The sequence below is a fragment of the Lysinibacillus sp. FSL K6-1151 genome (genome assembly GCF_038630755.1).
GTDB lineage: Bacteria > Bacillota > Bacilli > Bacillales_A > Planococcaceae > Lysinibacillus > Lysinibacillus fusiformis_D.
Genome location: NZ_CP152040.1, coordinates 2,653,374 through 2,669,857, shown reverse-complemented (window position 1 = coordinate 2,669,857; position 16,484 = coordinate 2,653,374). Strand labels below are relative to the sequence as shown.

The 16,484-nt window shown below is 33.6% G+C and carries 7 protein-coding genes; 6 read left to right on the top strand and 1 reads right to left on the bottom strand.

The features are described 5' to 3' along the window. Position 1: 1 nt before the first annotated feature. Positions 2–787 carry a molybdate ABC transporter substrate-binding protein gene (gene modA, locus MHI04_RS12865; RefSeq protein ID WP_271910125.1) on the bottom strand — a complete coding sequence of 262 codons (786 nt, stop codon included), beginning with the start codon at positions 785–787 and terminating at the stop codon, positions 2–4. A gap of 162 nt (positions 788–949) precedes the next feature. On the opposite strand from modA, the gene MHI04_RS12860 reads away from it, so the two are divergent. The 6 genes from MHI04_RS12860 to MHI04_RS12835 all read left to right on the top strand — a co-directional run bounded on the left by MHI04_RS12860 (position 950) and on the right by MHI04_RS12835 (position 16,444). After that, positions 950–1,870, top strand: a complete 921-nt coding sequence (locus MHI04_RS12860) for a helix-turn-helix transcriptional regulator (protein WP_036120596.1) — start codon at positions 950–952, stop codon at positions 1,868–1,870. Positions 1,871–2,121: 251 nt separating this feature from the next. After that, positions 2,122–2,700: a TRIC cation channel family protein gene (locus MHI04_RS12855; RefSeq protein WP_036120593.1), complete on the top strand. Its 579-nt coding sequence runs from the start codon at positions 2,122–2,124 to the stop codon at positions 2,698–2,700. A 489-nt stretch (positions 2,701–3,189) separates the two neighbouring features. Further along, on the top strand, positions 3,190–3,912 hold the full coding sequence (locus MHI04_RS12850) for a 4'-phosphopantetheinyl transferase superfamily protein (protein WP_340809148.1): 723 nt from the start codon (positions 3,190–3,192) through the stop codon (positions 3,910–3,912). Next, positions 3,905–11,308, top strand: coding sequence for a condensation domain-containing protein (locus MHI04_RS12845; RefSeq protein WP_342534901.1), 7,404 nt, complete (start codon positions 3,905–3,907; stop codon positions 11,306–11,308). Before MHI04_RS12850 ends, MHI04_RS12845 begins: the two co-directional genes overlap by 8 nt. Beyond that, complete coding sequence (locus MHI04_RS12840) at positions 11,305–12,618, top strand: MFS transporter (protein ID WP_058844580.1); 1,314 nt, start codon at positions 11,305–11,307, stop codon at positions 12,616–12,618. The genes MHI04_RS12845 and MHI04_RS12840 overlap by 4 nt, the downstream gene beginning before the upstream one ends. Continuing rightward, the gene (locus tag MHI04_RS12835; protein WP_342534900.1) at positions 12,596–16,444 is read left to right on the top strand and encodes a beta-ketoacyl synthase N-terminal-like domain-containing protein; all 3,849 of its coding nucleotides are present in this window, start codon (positions 12,596–12,598) and stop codon (positions 16,442–16,444) included. Before MHI04_RS12840 ends, MHI04_RS12835 begins: the two co-directional genes overlap by 23 nt. Positions 16,445–16,484: the final 40 nt, after the last annotated feature.

Below are 16,484 nucleotides of genomic sequence, written 5' to 3'. Positions count from 1 at the left end.
TTTATTGAGCTCCTTTAAACCCATACTTTTTAAAGACATTCATAGCCTCATCACTTTGTAAAAAGTGATAAAAATCTTCTGCTTCTTGCGCATGCTTACTCGCTTTTAGCACACCTACAGGATAAATAATTGGTGCGTGTGTAGCATCATCTGCAGTTGCAATGACATCGACTTTATCAGATACTAGGGCATCCGTTTTATAGACGATTCCTGCATCCACATTTTCTGTTTCTGTGTACGTAAGTACTTGACGTACGTCTTTTGTATACACCACTTTAGATTCAAGTGAATCCCAAAGTTGCATATGCTTTAATGTGTCCACACCATACTGTCCAGCAGGAACCGTTTCAGGTGTACCGAGCGCGATTTTCCCTGCTTGTTGTAAATCTTCGAAGGATTGGATTTGTTTTTCATTGTCTTTTGGAACGATTAAGACTAATTCATTCGCTAAAAGATCCATTCCTTGCTTTTGATCAATCATTTCTTTCTCTACAAGTGCATCGAATTTATCTTCCGCTGCAGAAAAGAAAAGATCTGCAGGAGCACCCTGTAAAATTTGCTGTTGCAATGCACCTGAACCACCAAAGTTATAGAGGATTTTAATCGTATCATGCTCTTTTTCATAAGTTGTTTTAAGCTCTTCTAAGGCATCCTGTAAACTTGCTGCCGCAGAAATTGTTAATTCAACGGGTTTGTTTGCTGCCACCTCTTTTTCTTGGTTACCACAGCCTACTAATAGACCAACTAGTAATAATAGTGTCGCAAATAAACTATAAAATTTTTTCACTATGATTGTACTCCTTTTATAACTCGTTATAACAAGACATAACTAATTATAATCAGTTATAAGTAAAAAAGAAAGATAGTATTGGAAGAAAATTTCAAGATGTTCATCAAGCTATAAATGCGTTACCATGTAAAGAGAGGTTTATAGGAGGAGAATGTTTATATGTCACAAGATCAATCCTATACGATTGAAGAGGTTGCACAATTATTAAAGGTTTCGAAATTAACCATTTATGATTTGGTGAAAAAGGGAGATTTGCCAGTTTTCCGTGTGGGGCGGCAAATGCGAGTAGATCGTGCGGACTTGCAAGCCTATATACAAAAACGTAAAACAGGTACCACTCCAGCTATGTCCCCTGTAGCTACTTCACCTAAAAATCAGTCGAAAATTATTATTAGTGGGCAAGATTTAGTGTTGGATATAGTAGCAAAATATCTTGAGAAAAGACAAACAATGAAAGTATTACGTTCACATGAAGGTAGTTTTAATGGTGTCATGGCGATGTATCATGGCGACTGTAATATTGCGAGTTTACATATGTTTGATGGAGATACAGGAGATTATAATACGCCTTATGTAAAAAAAATCTTTGTGAGTCATGCCTTTGTCCTCATCAATGTTGTATCACGTAGAGCAGGTTTTTATGTTCAAAAAGGGAATCCATTGCAAATCCACACATTTGAAGATTTTAAAACAAAGTCATTTACATTTATTAATCGTGAGAAAGGCTCAGGTGCTCGCACTTTACTAGACGAGCAATTGCGTATTCATGAAATCGCACCATCCATGATTAAAGGGTATACCCATGAAGAAATGAGCCACCTCGACGTTGCCTCTGCTGTAGCAAATGGATATGCAGACGTTGGAATTGGGATTGAAAAAATCGCCAAGCTCATCCCTGTCGATTTTATACCCGCTGTCAGAGAGCGTTACGACATTGTGTTATTAAAAACGCCTGAAAATCAACAACTAATTGAGGCGGTGAAGGAAATTTTAAACGCACCAGATTTCCAAGCTGAAGTGGCTGCATTAGGTGATTATGACATTTCCCAAATGGGCCAAATTATGTATGAAACACTGTAATCAAAATTTTATATTGAGTTTAACAACGAAATCGATTATAATTTTATTGGGAAATTTTATGGACGTTATGTCATAGTAATATTGCATAGCTTCTATGGAATTTTGAACGTATATATGGTGAGATGGATAAATTAGTAGGTAAAACTGCTAGAATATTAGCCCATCATAAAATAGCTTGCGTAGTAACCACGCAACTATTTTATGATGGGCTTTTTTATGTATATAGGTATAAAAAAGAGGAGTTGAATCATGTGACCTGGTCAGTATTACATGTCATTGGTATTATTGCTTATGCGATAAGTGGCGCATTTGTTGCGTTACAGGCCAAATATTCTTTTATTGGTATATTTGTGCTTGGACTTACTACATCTTATGGAGGTTCCATTATTCGCAACGTCGTACTGGATATACCAGTATCAGATATATGGGAGCGGCAATCCTTATTAGTTGTTTTAGTCACGCTGACGACTATTTTATTTGTCAAAAGGAATTGGATTCATCACTGGAACCGCTGGGGCTATTTCTTTGATTCGATTGGCCTTGCTTCCTTTGCAATACAAGGAGGATTGTTAGCGCAAAGCCTCCATCATGATCTAGGTATTATTATTCTAGCTTCTATGTTTACTGGTGTTGGCGGTGGCATGATCCGAGATTTGTTAGCGGGGAGAACGCCGCTCGCACTAAGAGAAGAAATCCATGCTGTCTTAACATTTTTGTGTGGGCTTTGCATCTGGGCAGGGTGGAGCAGCCCACTTCAATTGTCAGTCATTGTTATTTTGATTGTGATTATCCGTATGTTATCTGTGAATAATAAATTGAAGCTTCCTTAAAAATTGTTGGACTTGTCCAAGTTTTTTAGCAGGACACTGAAAGTAGGTGATTGAAGGAATGTTTTAAGCTGTTCAATTTAGTATGTTGTGTTTCTTTATGAAGAATATTCTTCTGCTGATTTGTATTGGAAATTAATCTGAGTGATTGAATGTGTTGGGTATAGAAAACTTCCTAATAAACATACATATCAACATAGTATAATTTTGTTTTAAAAGGACTTCTATAGGGAAGAATCCTTTTTTTTTGTGATTTTTAGTAGTTCTAACAAGACTCTATGTAAATACTCATAGACTAAGAACAACGAATGGTAAATATAACATAATTGGTATTTTTTATAAAATAAGGCAGGTTATTTATTGACTATTTATTCCAGGGTGTTTAATATTGTAATTGGAAAATAGATTTGTTTTTATAAGTAAATATCCTTTAATGTAATTTTAAGGAATTTTTACTCTGGGGTTGTGGAGAACATTTTGGGGGCGTGATATGTGATAGAAATTTGTTTAATTAAAGTACCTGTACATATTTCAAATTATTCTGAACTAATGAATTTTGTATGTACAAAAAAAGCAAGAAGAATAGAAGCTTACTTAAATAAAATAGATGCATATAGATCCTTAATAGCTGAATTGTTGATGAAATATTTATTGATGAAGCATTTAAAATGTCATCCTTCTGAAATAAATATCCAAACGAATACATATGGGAAGCCATACTGTATCAATGGAGATTATGAATTTAACATTTCTCATTCAGGTGAATGGGTCATATGTGTCATTGGCAATTGTGATGTAGGAATTGATATTGAAGAGATGAAAGCTAATTACGATGATGAAATAATTAAAAATTATTTTTCACGTATAGAATACGCTTCGTACAATCAAACGCCAACTGAAAGGAAAAAAGAACATTTTTATGATTTATGGACTTTGAAGGAAGCTTTTGTGAAAAATATTGGATTAGGTTTAAGCATTCCTTTAGATTCTTTCTCCATAGAGACTAGTAATAATGAAATTTCAATTGAACAAAATATTAGTCCTTATCCTTATTATTTCAAGCAATATAACTTGATTAATGGTTATAAAATTTCCGTATGCAGTAAAATGAATGAATTTCCATCAGAGCAACAACTAAAGATAAAAGAGTTTTCGGCCTTAGAAAAATATTTTTTGAATAATCTGATATTAGAGGAGGATAAATATTATGAGTAAATTAATACCTCAAGTTTTAAATCTTCTTAAAAATAAAGAACTAACAAAAAATGCAGCGAAACAAATCATTGAATCGGTGAATGAAATTAAAAGTGAGTCTAAACCGAAAGTAGATAAAAAGATCGCAATTATCGGAATTTCTGCGGAATTACCTGGTGCTAAAAATTTTGATGAATTTTGGAATGTTTTAAGCAATGAACAGGACAAAATAACAGAATTAAGTGATAGTAGGAAAGCGTTGTGTGAGGGATTCCTTGTTAATAATATGGAAAAACTTAAAATTTCAAAGGAGAAGCCGTTTTGGGATGCAGCATGGCTAGATGAAATTGATAAATTTGATGCTGGATTTTTTAATATTTCAGCTGCTGAAGCAAAAGTGATGGATCCACAACAGCGTAGATTCCTTCAAATTGCATACCAATGTTTTGAAGATGCTGGTTATGCAGGGAGTCGTATAAAAAATTCAAATACAGGTGTTTACATTTCAGCAGCTATGACCAATTACTCTGAAGGATTGGCTGAATTCACACCATTAAGTGTTCCAGGTAATATTCCTGCTTTTACGGCCTCAAGAATTTCTTATATTTTTAATTTAAAAGGACCGTCTTATGTTGTGAATGCTACCTGTGCCTCTTCAATGTTGGCAATTCACGAAGCCTGTGTGGGTTTAATGAATAATGATTGTGAAACGGCATTAGTCGGTGGTGTTAATATTTTTCCTTATCCAATAAATAGTGAAAAACTTTTTATGAATGCTGCGGGTATTATGTCTGAGCAACAAAAGTGTAAGCCATTTGACGACTCAGCAAGTGGGATAGGAAGAGGAGAAGGGGCAGTAGCGCTGTTATTAAAACCTTTAGATCAAGCAATAGAAGATAATGATAATATCCACGCTGTTATAATTGCCTCTAAAGTAAATAATGATGGTACTTCAGCAGGTATTACCGCACCAAATCCTAAAGCACATGCAGATTTATTAGCCGAAACTTGGGATTTAGCTGGCATTAAGCCTGAGCAAATTGACTATATTGAAGCGCATGGGACAGGTACTCATTTAGGTGACCCTATTGAAATACGAGGCCTTCAAGAAGCAGTTGAACGAAGTAATAATGATAAACAATTTTTGCCAATTGGTTCTGTGAAGGGAAATATTGGCCACTTACTTGATGGAGCTGCAGGTTTATCGGGTGTAATCAAAGCACTACATGTAATAAAAAAAGGAATAGTTCCACCTACAATAAATTTAGTTGAACCAAATACACATATTGATTTTGTCAATTCTCCAGTTTTTATTCCGACATTACCATTTAATATTAAAAAAAATAAAAAAGAAAATGAACCTATTGTAGCTGGTGTAAGTTGTTTTGGCTTTAATGGTACAAATGTACATTTACTATTAGAGGAAGCTCCAACGAAGACTGAAATCCATAAGAAAGATCATAATAAAAAAGCATATGTTATTCCTTTTTCTGCTAAATCTGAATTATCTTTGCGAGGGACTATTGAACATTTCTCCAATTTAACTGGGGATATGATTAATATAAGTAATTTAGCATATACGATGTGTACAGGTAGGGAGCATCATGAAATAAGAGTAGCCATTATTGCTGAGACAATAGACGATCTAATAGCCGCATGTAAAAATTTAATCAATCTTGATATGGCTAATTGGGAAAAAATTATTGATATGACAACCCATGACGATCACAATATCAAAAAATTGGCAGAAGATTTTATTACAGGTGAAAAATGTAGTTGGCATAAACAATTCCAGGATGAGAAGAATTATAAAATTTCTTTACCTACATACTACTTTGATGAGAAATCTTATTGGTTACAGAGTGAGGCTGGCGTAAAGGCTATAGAGGTAAAAGGAAAAACAAATCTTGAAGAAATCATTCGTTTAGCAGAAATAATCCTAGAAACAGAGAATATTAAGCAGACGGATAATTTTATATCAGTAGGTGGAAATTCTCTTTCAGGGCTACAATTTATTACTCGTTTGAAAAAACAATTTAAGAGAGACTTTGTATTAGATGATGTATTCCTTACATTTGAACAACTAAGTAAACAATTAAACAATGATCATTCAAAATCAACAGAGGAAATACCTCAAATTAGTGTTGAAAATCATGAATATCCATTATCATACGGTCAAAACAGATTAAGCATTATAGAACAATTAACAGATCAAAAAATGGTTTACAATACTCCGTTTATTTTTAAAGTTAACGGGTTAGTTGACATTGAGAGATTACGCCAAACATTCGATTTACTTTCACAGAGACATGAATCGTTAAGAACAGTTTTTGTAAAGCATGAGAATGGAAATAAACAGAAAATACTGCAAAAACCAAACTATTTATTTGAATACAAAGATTTTCATTTAGAAGATAATGCTGAAGCAAAAGCTATGGATCAAATAAATCGTTGGAAAGAAACTCCGTATGATTTGGAAACGGGACCCCTTTTAAGAGTATTTGTGTATAAAACAGGAAAAGATAAAAGTCTGTTTGCTTTAATGATGCACCATATTATAGTAGATGGCTGGTCATTATCGCTATTATCGGATGAACTTTTCACTTTGTACAATAGTAGTAATAATATACATGAAACATTGCCACAAATAGAAAATACGTATGTAGATTTTGCTGCATGGCAACGTGAAAATATAGAAAGTGGTAGATTTAAACAACATGAAGATTACTGGCTTCATACATTAAGCGGAAGTCTTCCGATTACCGAAATCACAGGCGATAAATTAAGACCAAGTACTTTCCGCTATACAGGAAAGCTAAAAAGGTTTGATATTAGTGCTACATTAGCAGATCAATTAAGAACTTTTGCTAATACAAATGAAAGTACATTATACATGGTTTTAGTTTCAAGTGTATTTAAACTTATTAATCAGATGACTGGAGATACGGATATGGTGATCGGGACACCAGTATCTGGAAGATTGAATGAAGAATTAGAGAAAATTATTGGTTTATTCACAAATACTATCCCATTAAGGATTAATTATGAAGAACAGGATGATTTCCTTACATTATTAAGAAATGTCAAGACCATGTTATTGGATAGCTTTAAGCATCAAGAATATCCTTTCGATTTATTAGTGGAGAAATTAGATTTACCTCGAGATACTAGTCGTTCACCTTTATTTAATATAAACGTGGCACTTCAAAATTTTAAATTTAAAAATACGACATCAGCTTTTGACGATGCAGAATTAACACCTATTGTTTCTGAACACAAAACTAGTAAATGGGATCTTGAATTCGAATTCGTTGAATTACCAAGTGGAGAGTTATTCTGCAACCTTGAGTATTATGACGGTGTATATTCATCTAAATTTATTGATTCATTAATTGAAACGTATTTACAAATACTAGAAATGGTTTTACATGAGCATGAATTAAATAACACCGATGTAGAAAATAGTAAAAGTGTTATAAATGGTCAATTTGTCGAAGACGGCAGAAACTTTTTAAATACCATTTTAATGATGGCAGAAAAGAACCCACAAAAAACAGCATTAGAAGATAACGAAGGTTCATTAACATATCAAGAGTTGGTAGATAGAAGTAAATCAATAGCAAGAAAATTATTGAACAGCAACAGTGAAATCAAAAATATTGTCATTATTTCTGACAATAATAGAACAGCCATTTTAGGTATTTTATCTTGTTTAATGAGTAATGTCACATTTATACCTGTATCACCTAAAAATCCAAAAGCAAGAATTGAATCTATTATCAAACAAAGTCAAGCTAACGTTATTATTTCAGAAAAGAAATTCTATTCATTGTGTAATAGGCTGTTATTTGAAAATGACAATATTCAAACGGTTATGGTGTTAGGAGAAACAGATTTAGATCAGTGTGCTGTTGTTGATTCAAGTGAATTAATGAACGAATCTTTGTGGAACTATTTTGCAGAAGGGCAAAAAACAGAAATAGAGGCTAGTGGTTGGAATAGTAGTTATACAGGTGAAGCTTTCAGTTCCTTAGAAATGCAAGAGTATGCGGAAAATGCAGTAAACAAAATAAGAAAGTATTTACCTCAAGATTCAAATGTATTAGAGCTTGGATGTGGCTCAGGTTTGACAACTTTTGCTCTTGCTCCATATACGAAAACATATACAGCTATGGATTTATCTTCCTCCATTATCGAGAGGAATAAACAGATTGCTCAAAAATCTAACTTTAACAATATTCAATTTGACATTTCCAAGGCTCATGCCTTTAAGAAGTTTGAAACAGCATTAGATGCGGTTGTCATTAATAGTGTTATTCATTGTTTCCCGAGCTATGGCTATTTAAAGGTGGTACTTCAAAAAGCTATTGACTCTTTAAAAGAGGGCGGAATCATCTTCTTGGGAGATTTATTAAATATCGATAAAAAAGATGAATTTGTCTCTTCTTTACAAGCATTTAAAGAAGAAAATATGGATAAGAATACTAAATTAGATTGGGATACAGATTTATTTATTAATGAAGAAATTTTAAAAGAGCTTCTCAGTGACATCGGTGCTGATATACAAATTGAATGTTCTGAGAAGACATACACTGTAAGTAATGAGCTAAATCAATATAGATTTGATGCTGTCATCATTGTTAAAGAGAAGAGCGCAAAATATAAACAAAGCAGCTCTAAAAATATGCTAAGTGAAGCAATTCATCTAGACGAGCATGTAGAGATTGAGTTAAATTCTTTTGCTAAAACTTCTCCTGCATATATTCTCTTTACATCCGGTAGTACTGGAAAACCAAAAGGTGTAGTTGTTTCAGGTAAAAACCTTAATAATTATTTGAACTGGGCTACTGCATACTATTCACCTACTGGAAGATCGTTAAATATGCCATTTTTCACTTCAATATCTGTCGATTTAACGATTACTTCCATGTTTATTCCGTTAATAACGGGTGGAAAAATAATATGCTGTGAAGGAGAAATCGATCAGGCTTTTGAAAGTGTAGCCAAAATAAAAGAAACAATAACGATAAAAGGCACACCTAAACAGATCCAGTATTTAATTGAGGATGAGAGATTTGCACCAAATGTAGAGTGCTTCATCCTAGGGGGAGAAGCTTTAGATATATCATTATGTAAAACGTTGAGAGATCAATTCCCTTATGCTCGTATCATTAATGAATATGGGCCAACTGAAGCTACTGTTGGAACGATTTATCATGAAGTAACAGAAGAAGATTTACATTCAGATTATATCCATGCGCCAATCGGATTACCGATTCATAACACTTCTGTTTACATTTTGAACAATCAGAATCAGCTAGTCCCTTCATATGGTGTTGGTGAAATCGTATTAAGTGGTGAGAGTGTTGCCCTAGGCTATTTGGGAGAGCCTAATTTAACTAGAACTAAGTTTATAGCTAATCATATTAATCATTTACACTCAGGCTATTTATATAAGACAGGGGATTTGGGGCAAGTATTGCCTAACGGTAAAATCGTTTGTTATGGACGTAAAGATAATATGGTTAAAATTCGTGGCCATAGAGTGGAGCTAGAAGAAATCGAAAGATATTTGCGAGAAATCCCAAGTATTAAAGATGCTGTGGTTAAATTATATAAAAATGAATCTGGTGAACAGCTGTGTGCTTACTTAATCAGTCAACAAGAGATTAATCAAAGAGATATTGAAAAGTACCTTTTACGATATTTACCAGAATCTTTAATTCCTACGTATTATCAAAAAATAGAAAAAATTCCAATGGCTAATAGTGGAAAAGTAGATAGACTTTCACTGCCAAGCCCTGAATTATACGACGACAGAATAGTTCAGACAGATGATATTAGTAGTTTGACAGAGGTTGAAAGAGAGTTGCTGTCTATACTAAAAGGGATTTTAAGTGACCGTCAATTTAACATTGATTCTGATTTCTTTAAAATTGGAGGAGACTCCATCAAGGCATTAAAGTTTATCTCAAAGGCAAAGGAAAAAAATATTAATTTGAAAATTGACCATATCTTTAATTGTAGAAGTATTCGAAAAATCGCTATGAACACTACTAAAGAAATGGACATTCAAAAAGAATGGCAGGAATTAAGTTCTAAGGAGATTCCACTTGCTCCAATGCAAAGATGGTTCTTCCAACAAACATTTAAACATGCCCACTATTGGAACTTATTAATGTCAGTAGAATTGCCTGAGAAAGTGGATGTGGCTGCTTTAGAAAAGTCTTTCCAATCAATTATTTCAGTTAATGAGAGCTTGCTGACATGGTTTGATGTGAACGAGAGCAAACCAAAGGCTTTTGTTGAACCAAGCTTAGTCAACAAATTTAAGCTAATTGTGAAAGATCTAAAATTAACACCTCCAAGTATGTTAAAAGAAGAAATTGAAAAGATTCAATTCCAATTACAAAATAACTTTAATTTTGGAAAGGTATTACCAATAGGAGCAGTAGTGTTCCTAACATCTAAGAAGCCTATTTTAACATTCTTTATTCACCATCTAGTCGTTGACGGAGTTTCATGGAGGGTTCTATTAGAGGAATTAGAAAATAATTATGTAGCTATTGTAAATGGTGAAGATAAGATCAGCTTCCCTATGACGCAATTTTCGGATTGGATAGGAGAATTGTATAAAAAAGAATTACACACGAATTATTCTTATTGGGAAAATATAGATGTGGAAAATGTACATCCATTATGCATTCAGCCTGTCAGAAAAGATTATTTATTTAAGGATCGATATCATGTAACGAAAACGCTAAGTGAGGAAAGTACAAAGCAATTTTTAAATGCTAGAAAACATTCAGAAATTTATAAACCTGATGTTCTTATTGCCGTAACATTTGCTCAAGCGTTTAGTCAAATATTTGGTCAAAAAGATGTGTTATTTAACTTTGAAGGGCATGGACGAGATAGTCGCCAATCAGCATTAGATCTTAGTAGAACAATAGGTTGGTTTACTACGATGTATCCGCTACAGGTGACAATAAATACTGTCGAAGAAATGCTTTACACAGTTGGACAAGCATTGAGCGAAATTGGCAGTGGACTGGACTTTATGATAGCAAGGTGGATCAAAGAAAATAACAACATTACGCATATTCAACCATCAATATTGGTCAATTATTTAGGGGATTTTGATAACGATATTAGTACTTCCACAAATAGTAAAAATGGAGGGAACGGAGTGCTACAGTACTCCTCAAATCTTCCTCAGGCCCCTGCTATTCATCCTGATAATGAACTTTCTAATATTTTGGAAATAAACATCTTTATTTTGGATGGAAAACTTAATCTAAGCTTAGAGGTAGATACACAAGTGATTAGTAATGAAAAAGCTCAACATCTCTTATCTAAGTTTGAAGAAGCTTTGGTTGAATGTAGTGGAAATGCAAAGGAGCCCCAAAGTACATGATAACTTATTTTAGCAAACCAACAAACAGAGGATTTACAATCTTTTTAATGGTTGTAGCTACTCATTTTATATCTTTATTAGGTTCTTCTGTTGCAAGGTTTGGGCTTGGTGTCTGGGCTTACCAAAGTACAGGTCAAGTATCTAGTTTTGCGGTCGTTTTAGTTGCAGGATTTCTACCAGCAATTGTGTTATCGCCTTTTATAGGAATTTGGATAGATAGGAAAGGTCCACGATTATTAATATTACTAGGAGATATTATTGGACTAATTATTTCTTCAATAATTTTCTCCTCCCTTTTACTAGGGAATATAAGTATGGTTCATGTAATTGCTGGTGCTATATCTCTTTCTATAGTTAGCTCTATGCAAACACCAGCATTACAAACATTAGCACCTAACCTAGTGCCAAAGGAAAAGTTATCTAGAGCTAATGGTGTATTTTCCATGGCATCGTCGACTAGTGATGTTCTGGGTCCTGTTATTGGTGGTGTAATAATGGGATTTGGAAGTATTATCTATATCATTGGGGCAGAGCTAGTTACTTATTGTATTGCCATTCCTATTCTCTTAATACTTTGGACAAAATTAAGTGTGAAAGAGAACAGTGACAATGAAGATAGCAATGAAAATAACTCCATTTTAGGTGATCTAAAAGATGGTTTCAATTATTTAATCAAGCATAAATCACTTCTTACGTTAGTGTTACTATTTACGGTTTTAAATTTTGCACTAGGGTTCAATCAAGTAGTTGGACAGCCGTATATATTGAGCTTTGGAACTGTTGAACAATTTGGTTTACTAAGCTCTATATATGGAGGAGGGATGGTATTAGGCGGAATACTAATGTCATTCATCAAATTGAAGAAACACATCATATGGTTAGTACTAATTTCGAATTTTGGTATTGGTGTTTTTATAACGTTAACAGGGTTATTCAATAATATGCTATTAATTGCCGTTTTTTGGGGTGGTTTAGGGTTATTACTGCCAGTGGTTAATACAGGTACACTAACTTTAATTCAACTTCATACGGAGCCCAATTTATTAGGAAGAGTTTTTTCAATTGCTAGAACATTCGCTTGGATTTCATTACCCGTCGCTTACATTTTAGGAGGAATACTTGCTGATAAATTAGTTGCCTCAAACGTAAATATTATCCCTTATTTAGGTAGTGGAGAACGAGGAGTGTATGGGACACTACTCTTACTAGCTGGAGGCTTAATTATATTAACTGTGGCAATTTTCGCTCAACTAAAATACATTAAAGACTTTGATAGGAGAGAAGAAAATGATGTACAGCACAATGTCTAAAAAAATATTAAGTTTAGTAGAAGAAAATAAGTTGGATACAAATTTAGCATTAAATTTACTAGATGAAATGGAAAAAGAAACAAGTGAACCACTCGCAATTGTTGGTATGTCTTTAAGATTTCCTAATGTCTCAAACCTGGATGATCTATGGACAGGTCTCATAAATAAAAAGGATTTTGTGACTGAATTTTCAAAAGAGCGTTTTGATTTAATTGTTAATTCTAACCCTAAATTGCATGACATGTATAACCATTTGAAAAATAATTTAACGAATGATCCAAGATCGTATGGCTCATGGCTAACGAACATTGAACAGTTTGACCCTGAACAATTCGGATTGAATGAACATGAAGCTCAATTTATGGGGCCAGCGGAGCGTTTGTTTTTACAGGTTGCATTAGAGTCCTTGTACATGGCAGGATACAAGGAAAATCATCTAAAGGATTCAAATACTGGCGTATTTATAGCGCATACTCCTCATCCTGCATTTGATTATTTAAATTTATTTGAAGAAAAAGATGAGCGGGCTTTTATTTCAAATATACCTGCTAATCTGGGCTACCATTTATCATATGCATTCGATCTTAAAGGTCCAGTTATGACAATTAATACGAGTTGTTCCTCTTCTTTAGCCGCTGTTCATGTTGCTAAAAATGCGCTTAAGCAGGGGGATTGTAACTTAGCGGTAGTCGCTGGAGTGAATTTGAATTTATTCCCTTATTGGGAAGAGGAAGCGCCTGATTATGTTGTAAGAAGCACAAAATATAGATGTTCACCATTTGATGAAAGTGCAGATGGAATTATCGGAGGTGAAGGGGTTGCTGCTATTGTTCTAAAGAGATTATCTGATGCCATAAACGACAACAATCACATTCATGCTGTCTTAAAGGGTTCAAGTATAAGTAGCGATGGTGCATCAAATGGGATGCAAGTTCCGAATCCTGACGCTCAATCTAAAGCAATCATGGATGCTCTGGACGATGCAAAGTTATCATTTAATGATATTGATTTTGTTGAGGCGCATGGCGCAGGTACTCAAGTAGGTGATTTACTCGAAGTAGAGGGACTTAAAAAGGCCTATCTACAAAAATCAAATAAGACTGTTGAATGTCAATTAGGTTCAATTAAGTCGAATTTTGGCCATATGGGTGATGCTGCAGGTATTGCAGGATTAATAAAAGCTGTACTATCCATCGAAAAAAGAACAGTTCCAGGTCTTAATCATTTTGTAGCAGAAAATCCTAAAATAAGCTTCAAAGAAACACCGTTCAAAGTCAGCTCAGAAAATAAAACGTTTGATGAGCATAAAATTTTAAGAGCAGGTGTTAATTCAATAGGCATAAGTGGCACGAATGTTCATGTGGTACTAGAGGAGTATCGACATCATAAACAGGAGCAAGTAACTGAAAAACTGACACCGTTGTTTATTTCAAGTAAAACTCGTAGAGCGCTTTGGGATCAAATAAAAACCTTAGCTAGTCATCTTAAAAATAATGAAAATTACAGTATTCAAGATTTAGCCTATACATTAAATAATAGAAGAAGCCATGAACAGTCTAGAGTATGTATTTTTGCAAGCGATTGTCATGAACTACTTCGAAAAGTCGAAAGATTATTAAATGTAAGAACATTTGAAAAGGTCCCGAAGAATTTTTATACACAAGGCATATTTTTAGCTGATGAACATGAAACACAAGTTGATAGTATTAAAAATCTAGATGAATTTACCGCTTCATCATCAGCAGATAAAGCGCTAATGCAGCGATACTTAGAAGGTAACAATGTTACAGAGGAATGTCGCGAATTATTTAAAGATGGGCAATTACTTCCGTTGCCAGTCAGTATTTTTAATACAAGAAGAATATGGCCATCTAGTAAAGAGGCATTCCAAAATCAGACGAAAGAGCTATTTTTCGAAAAGAAATGGTTATATTATCCTTATGATAATACGACTACTGATGTAGCATTAAAAGCAGGATCAACTTGGCTTTTCTTTGTGAATAAAGATGATGAAAATATAGTTGAGCTAAAAAATAGAATGGCTGCTTTAGGTATAAAAATAATTGAAGTACTTGAATCAGACAAATTTGTAAAATATACAACGGAACAATATGGTATTGACATAAATTCCGAAAAAGATATGTATAAGCTGTTTGAAAATATAGGTGTGGATGAATTAAGGAATTTAAAAGGGATTATCCATTCTTACACATTCAAGCACTTAGATGAAACAATGGAATCAAAAGAAAATATGGAGAAATCCCAAGAAGAAGGTATTTTCTCACTATTCAATATAACAAAGATGTTATTAGAGTTTGAAGTTACACATCCAATTCAATTAAATGTCATGTCGTCATTAACAGAGCAAGTTCAGGACAATGAAAAAATAATTCCTGCTAGGGTAACAACTTTTGGCTTAGCGAAAGTTATCTCACAGGAACAGCCGACTATTTCATCCTACTCGATCGACCATGATTTAGACGGAAGTTCTCAAGACATTGCTACACAATTATTAAAAGAGTTACAACAAGATAAAGAGCTTCGCCCAGAATTAGTGGCATTTAGAAAATCAAAAAGATATACAAAAGTTATTGAAAGACAAAGCGATGACTTTAATGGCAATGAAATTATAGTAAGAGCGAATGGAAACTATGTTATTGCAGGTGGTACAGGATATTTAGGTGTTCAATTAGGGAAGTTTTTAAGTGAAAAGCAAAATGTCAATATAATTTTATTAGCTAGAAATTTATTACCAGACCGAATGGAATGGGCAAAGATTATTGAGAATAATCAACCAGAAGATGAAATGTTGATTTATAAACTGACGTCAATTATGGAGATTGAAAGTCGAGGTTCTACAGTTACAATCTTGCAGTGTGATGTGACAGATGAACACGCTGTTAAAGAAACATTTGCGAAAATTAGACAAGATTTTGGTGAAATCAATGGAGCGTTCATGTTAGTCAAACAACTTTACCATCTATGGATAAAAGAATTAACGCTTAGTCAATTCAAAAAAGGTATTCATAACCGAGTAATCGGCACTTATTTAGTGGAAAAGGAATTAAATCCAGAGCCATTAGATTTCTTTATCCTATTTTCTTCAATCTCTTCTTTAATGGGTACAAAATCTGCAAGTGAATGCTGCGCTGTGAATCAATATTTAGACTCAATGGCTGGGTATTTGAATCAAAAAGGAATCAACGGTAAAACGATGAACTTTACGTTAATACTAGACGATAAAAAAGATTTTGGGAGTGATACGGCCATACCTCCAATTGATTTTGTAGATTTCCAAAATTCATTGAACTTATTTTTCACTAAAGGCTATGAATGGAGTCTGATTTCACGTTTTGATTTAGAGCAAGTCCATTATCTTAAACCAGTTATTAAAATTCCATTTGGCGAGCGTTTTTGGAACGAAGTAGAGCGCTTTAATCAGTCAAAAAACAATCAAAACGAAAGTATTTCAACGGAAGAAGTAGTAGTGAAAAGTGAGTTTACACTATCTGAGATTGAAGCGAGTATACGTGAAATTTGGAAAACAGTTTTAGGTATTTCAACGATTAAAGAAATTGATAATTTCTTTAGTTTAGGAGGAAGTTCTTTAAGTGCTTTAAGATTTGTTCATTTATTTAAAAATAAATTCATTGATTTAAAATTTGAAATCTCTGATTTATATAGTAATCCTACATTCCAAGACCAAATTGTATACTGCGATCATTTTTATAATGCCAAAGATGAATTAAGCGATATTCTTGAGGCATTTGAAAGTGATGACATTTCATCAGAAGAGGCACTATCTCTACTATTGAATAAGCATTGAGTTGAAAGGAAAATGACTATTAACATTGGGAGGGATATCG

Bases quoted from the DNA above. Each gene is read 5' to 3' on its own strand.
- MHI04_RS12835 (WP_342534900.1), top strand. From the start codon at position 12,596: ATGATGTACAGCACAATGTCTAAAAAAATATTAAGTTTAGTAGAAGAA.
- MHI04_RS12840 (WP_058844580.1), top strand. From the start codon at position 11,305: ATGATAACTTATTTTAGCAAACCAACAAACAGAGGATTTACAATCTTT.
- MHI04_RS12845 (WP_342534901.1), top strand. From the start codon at position 3,905: ATGAGTAAATTAATACCTCAAGTTTTAAATCTTCTTAAAAATAAAGAA.
- MHI04_RS12860 (WP_036120596.1), top strand. From the start codon at position 950: ATGTCACAAGATCAATCCTATACGATTGAAGAGGTTGCACAATTATTA.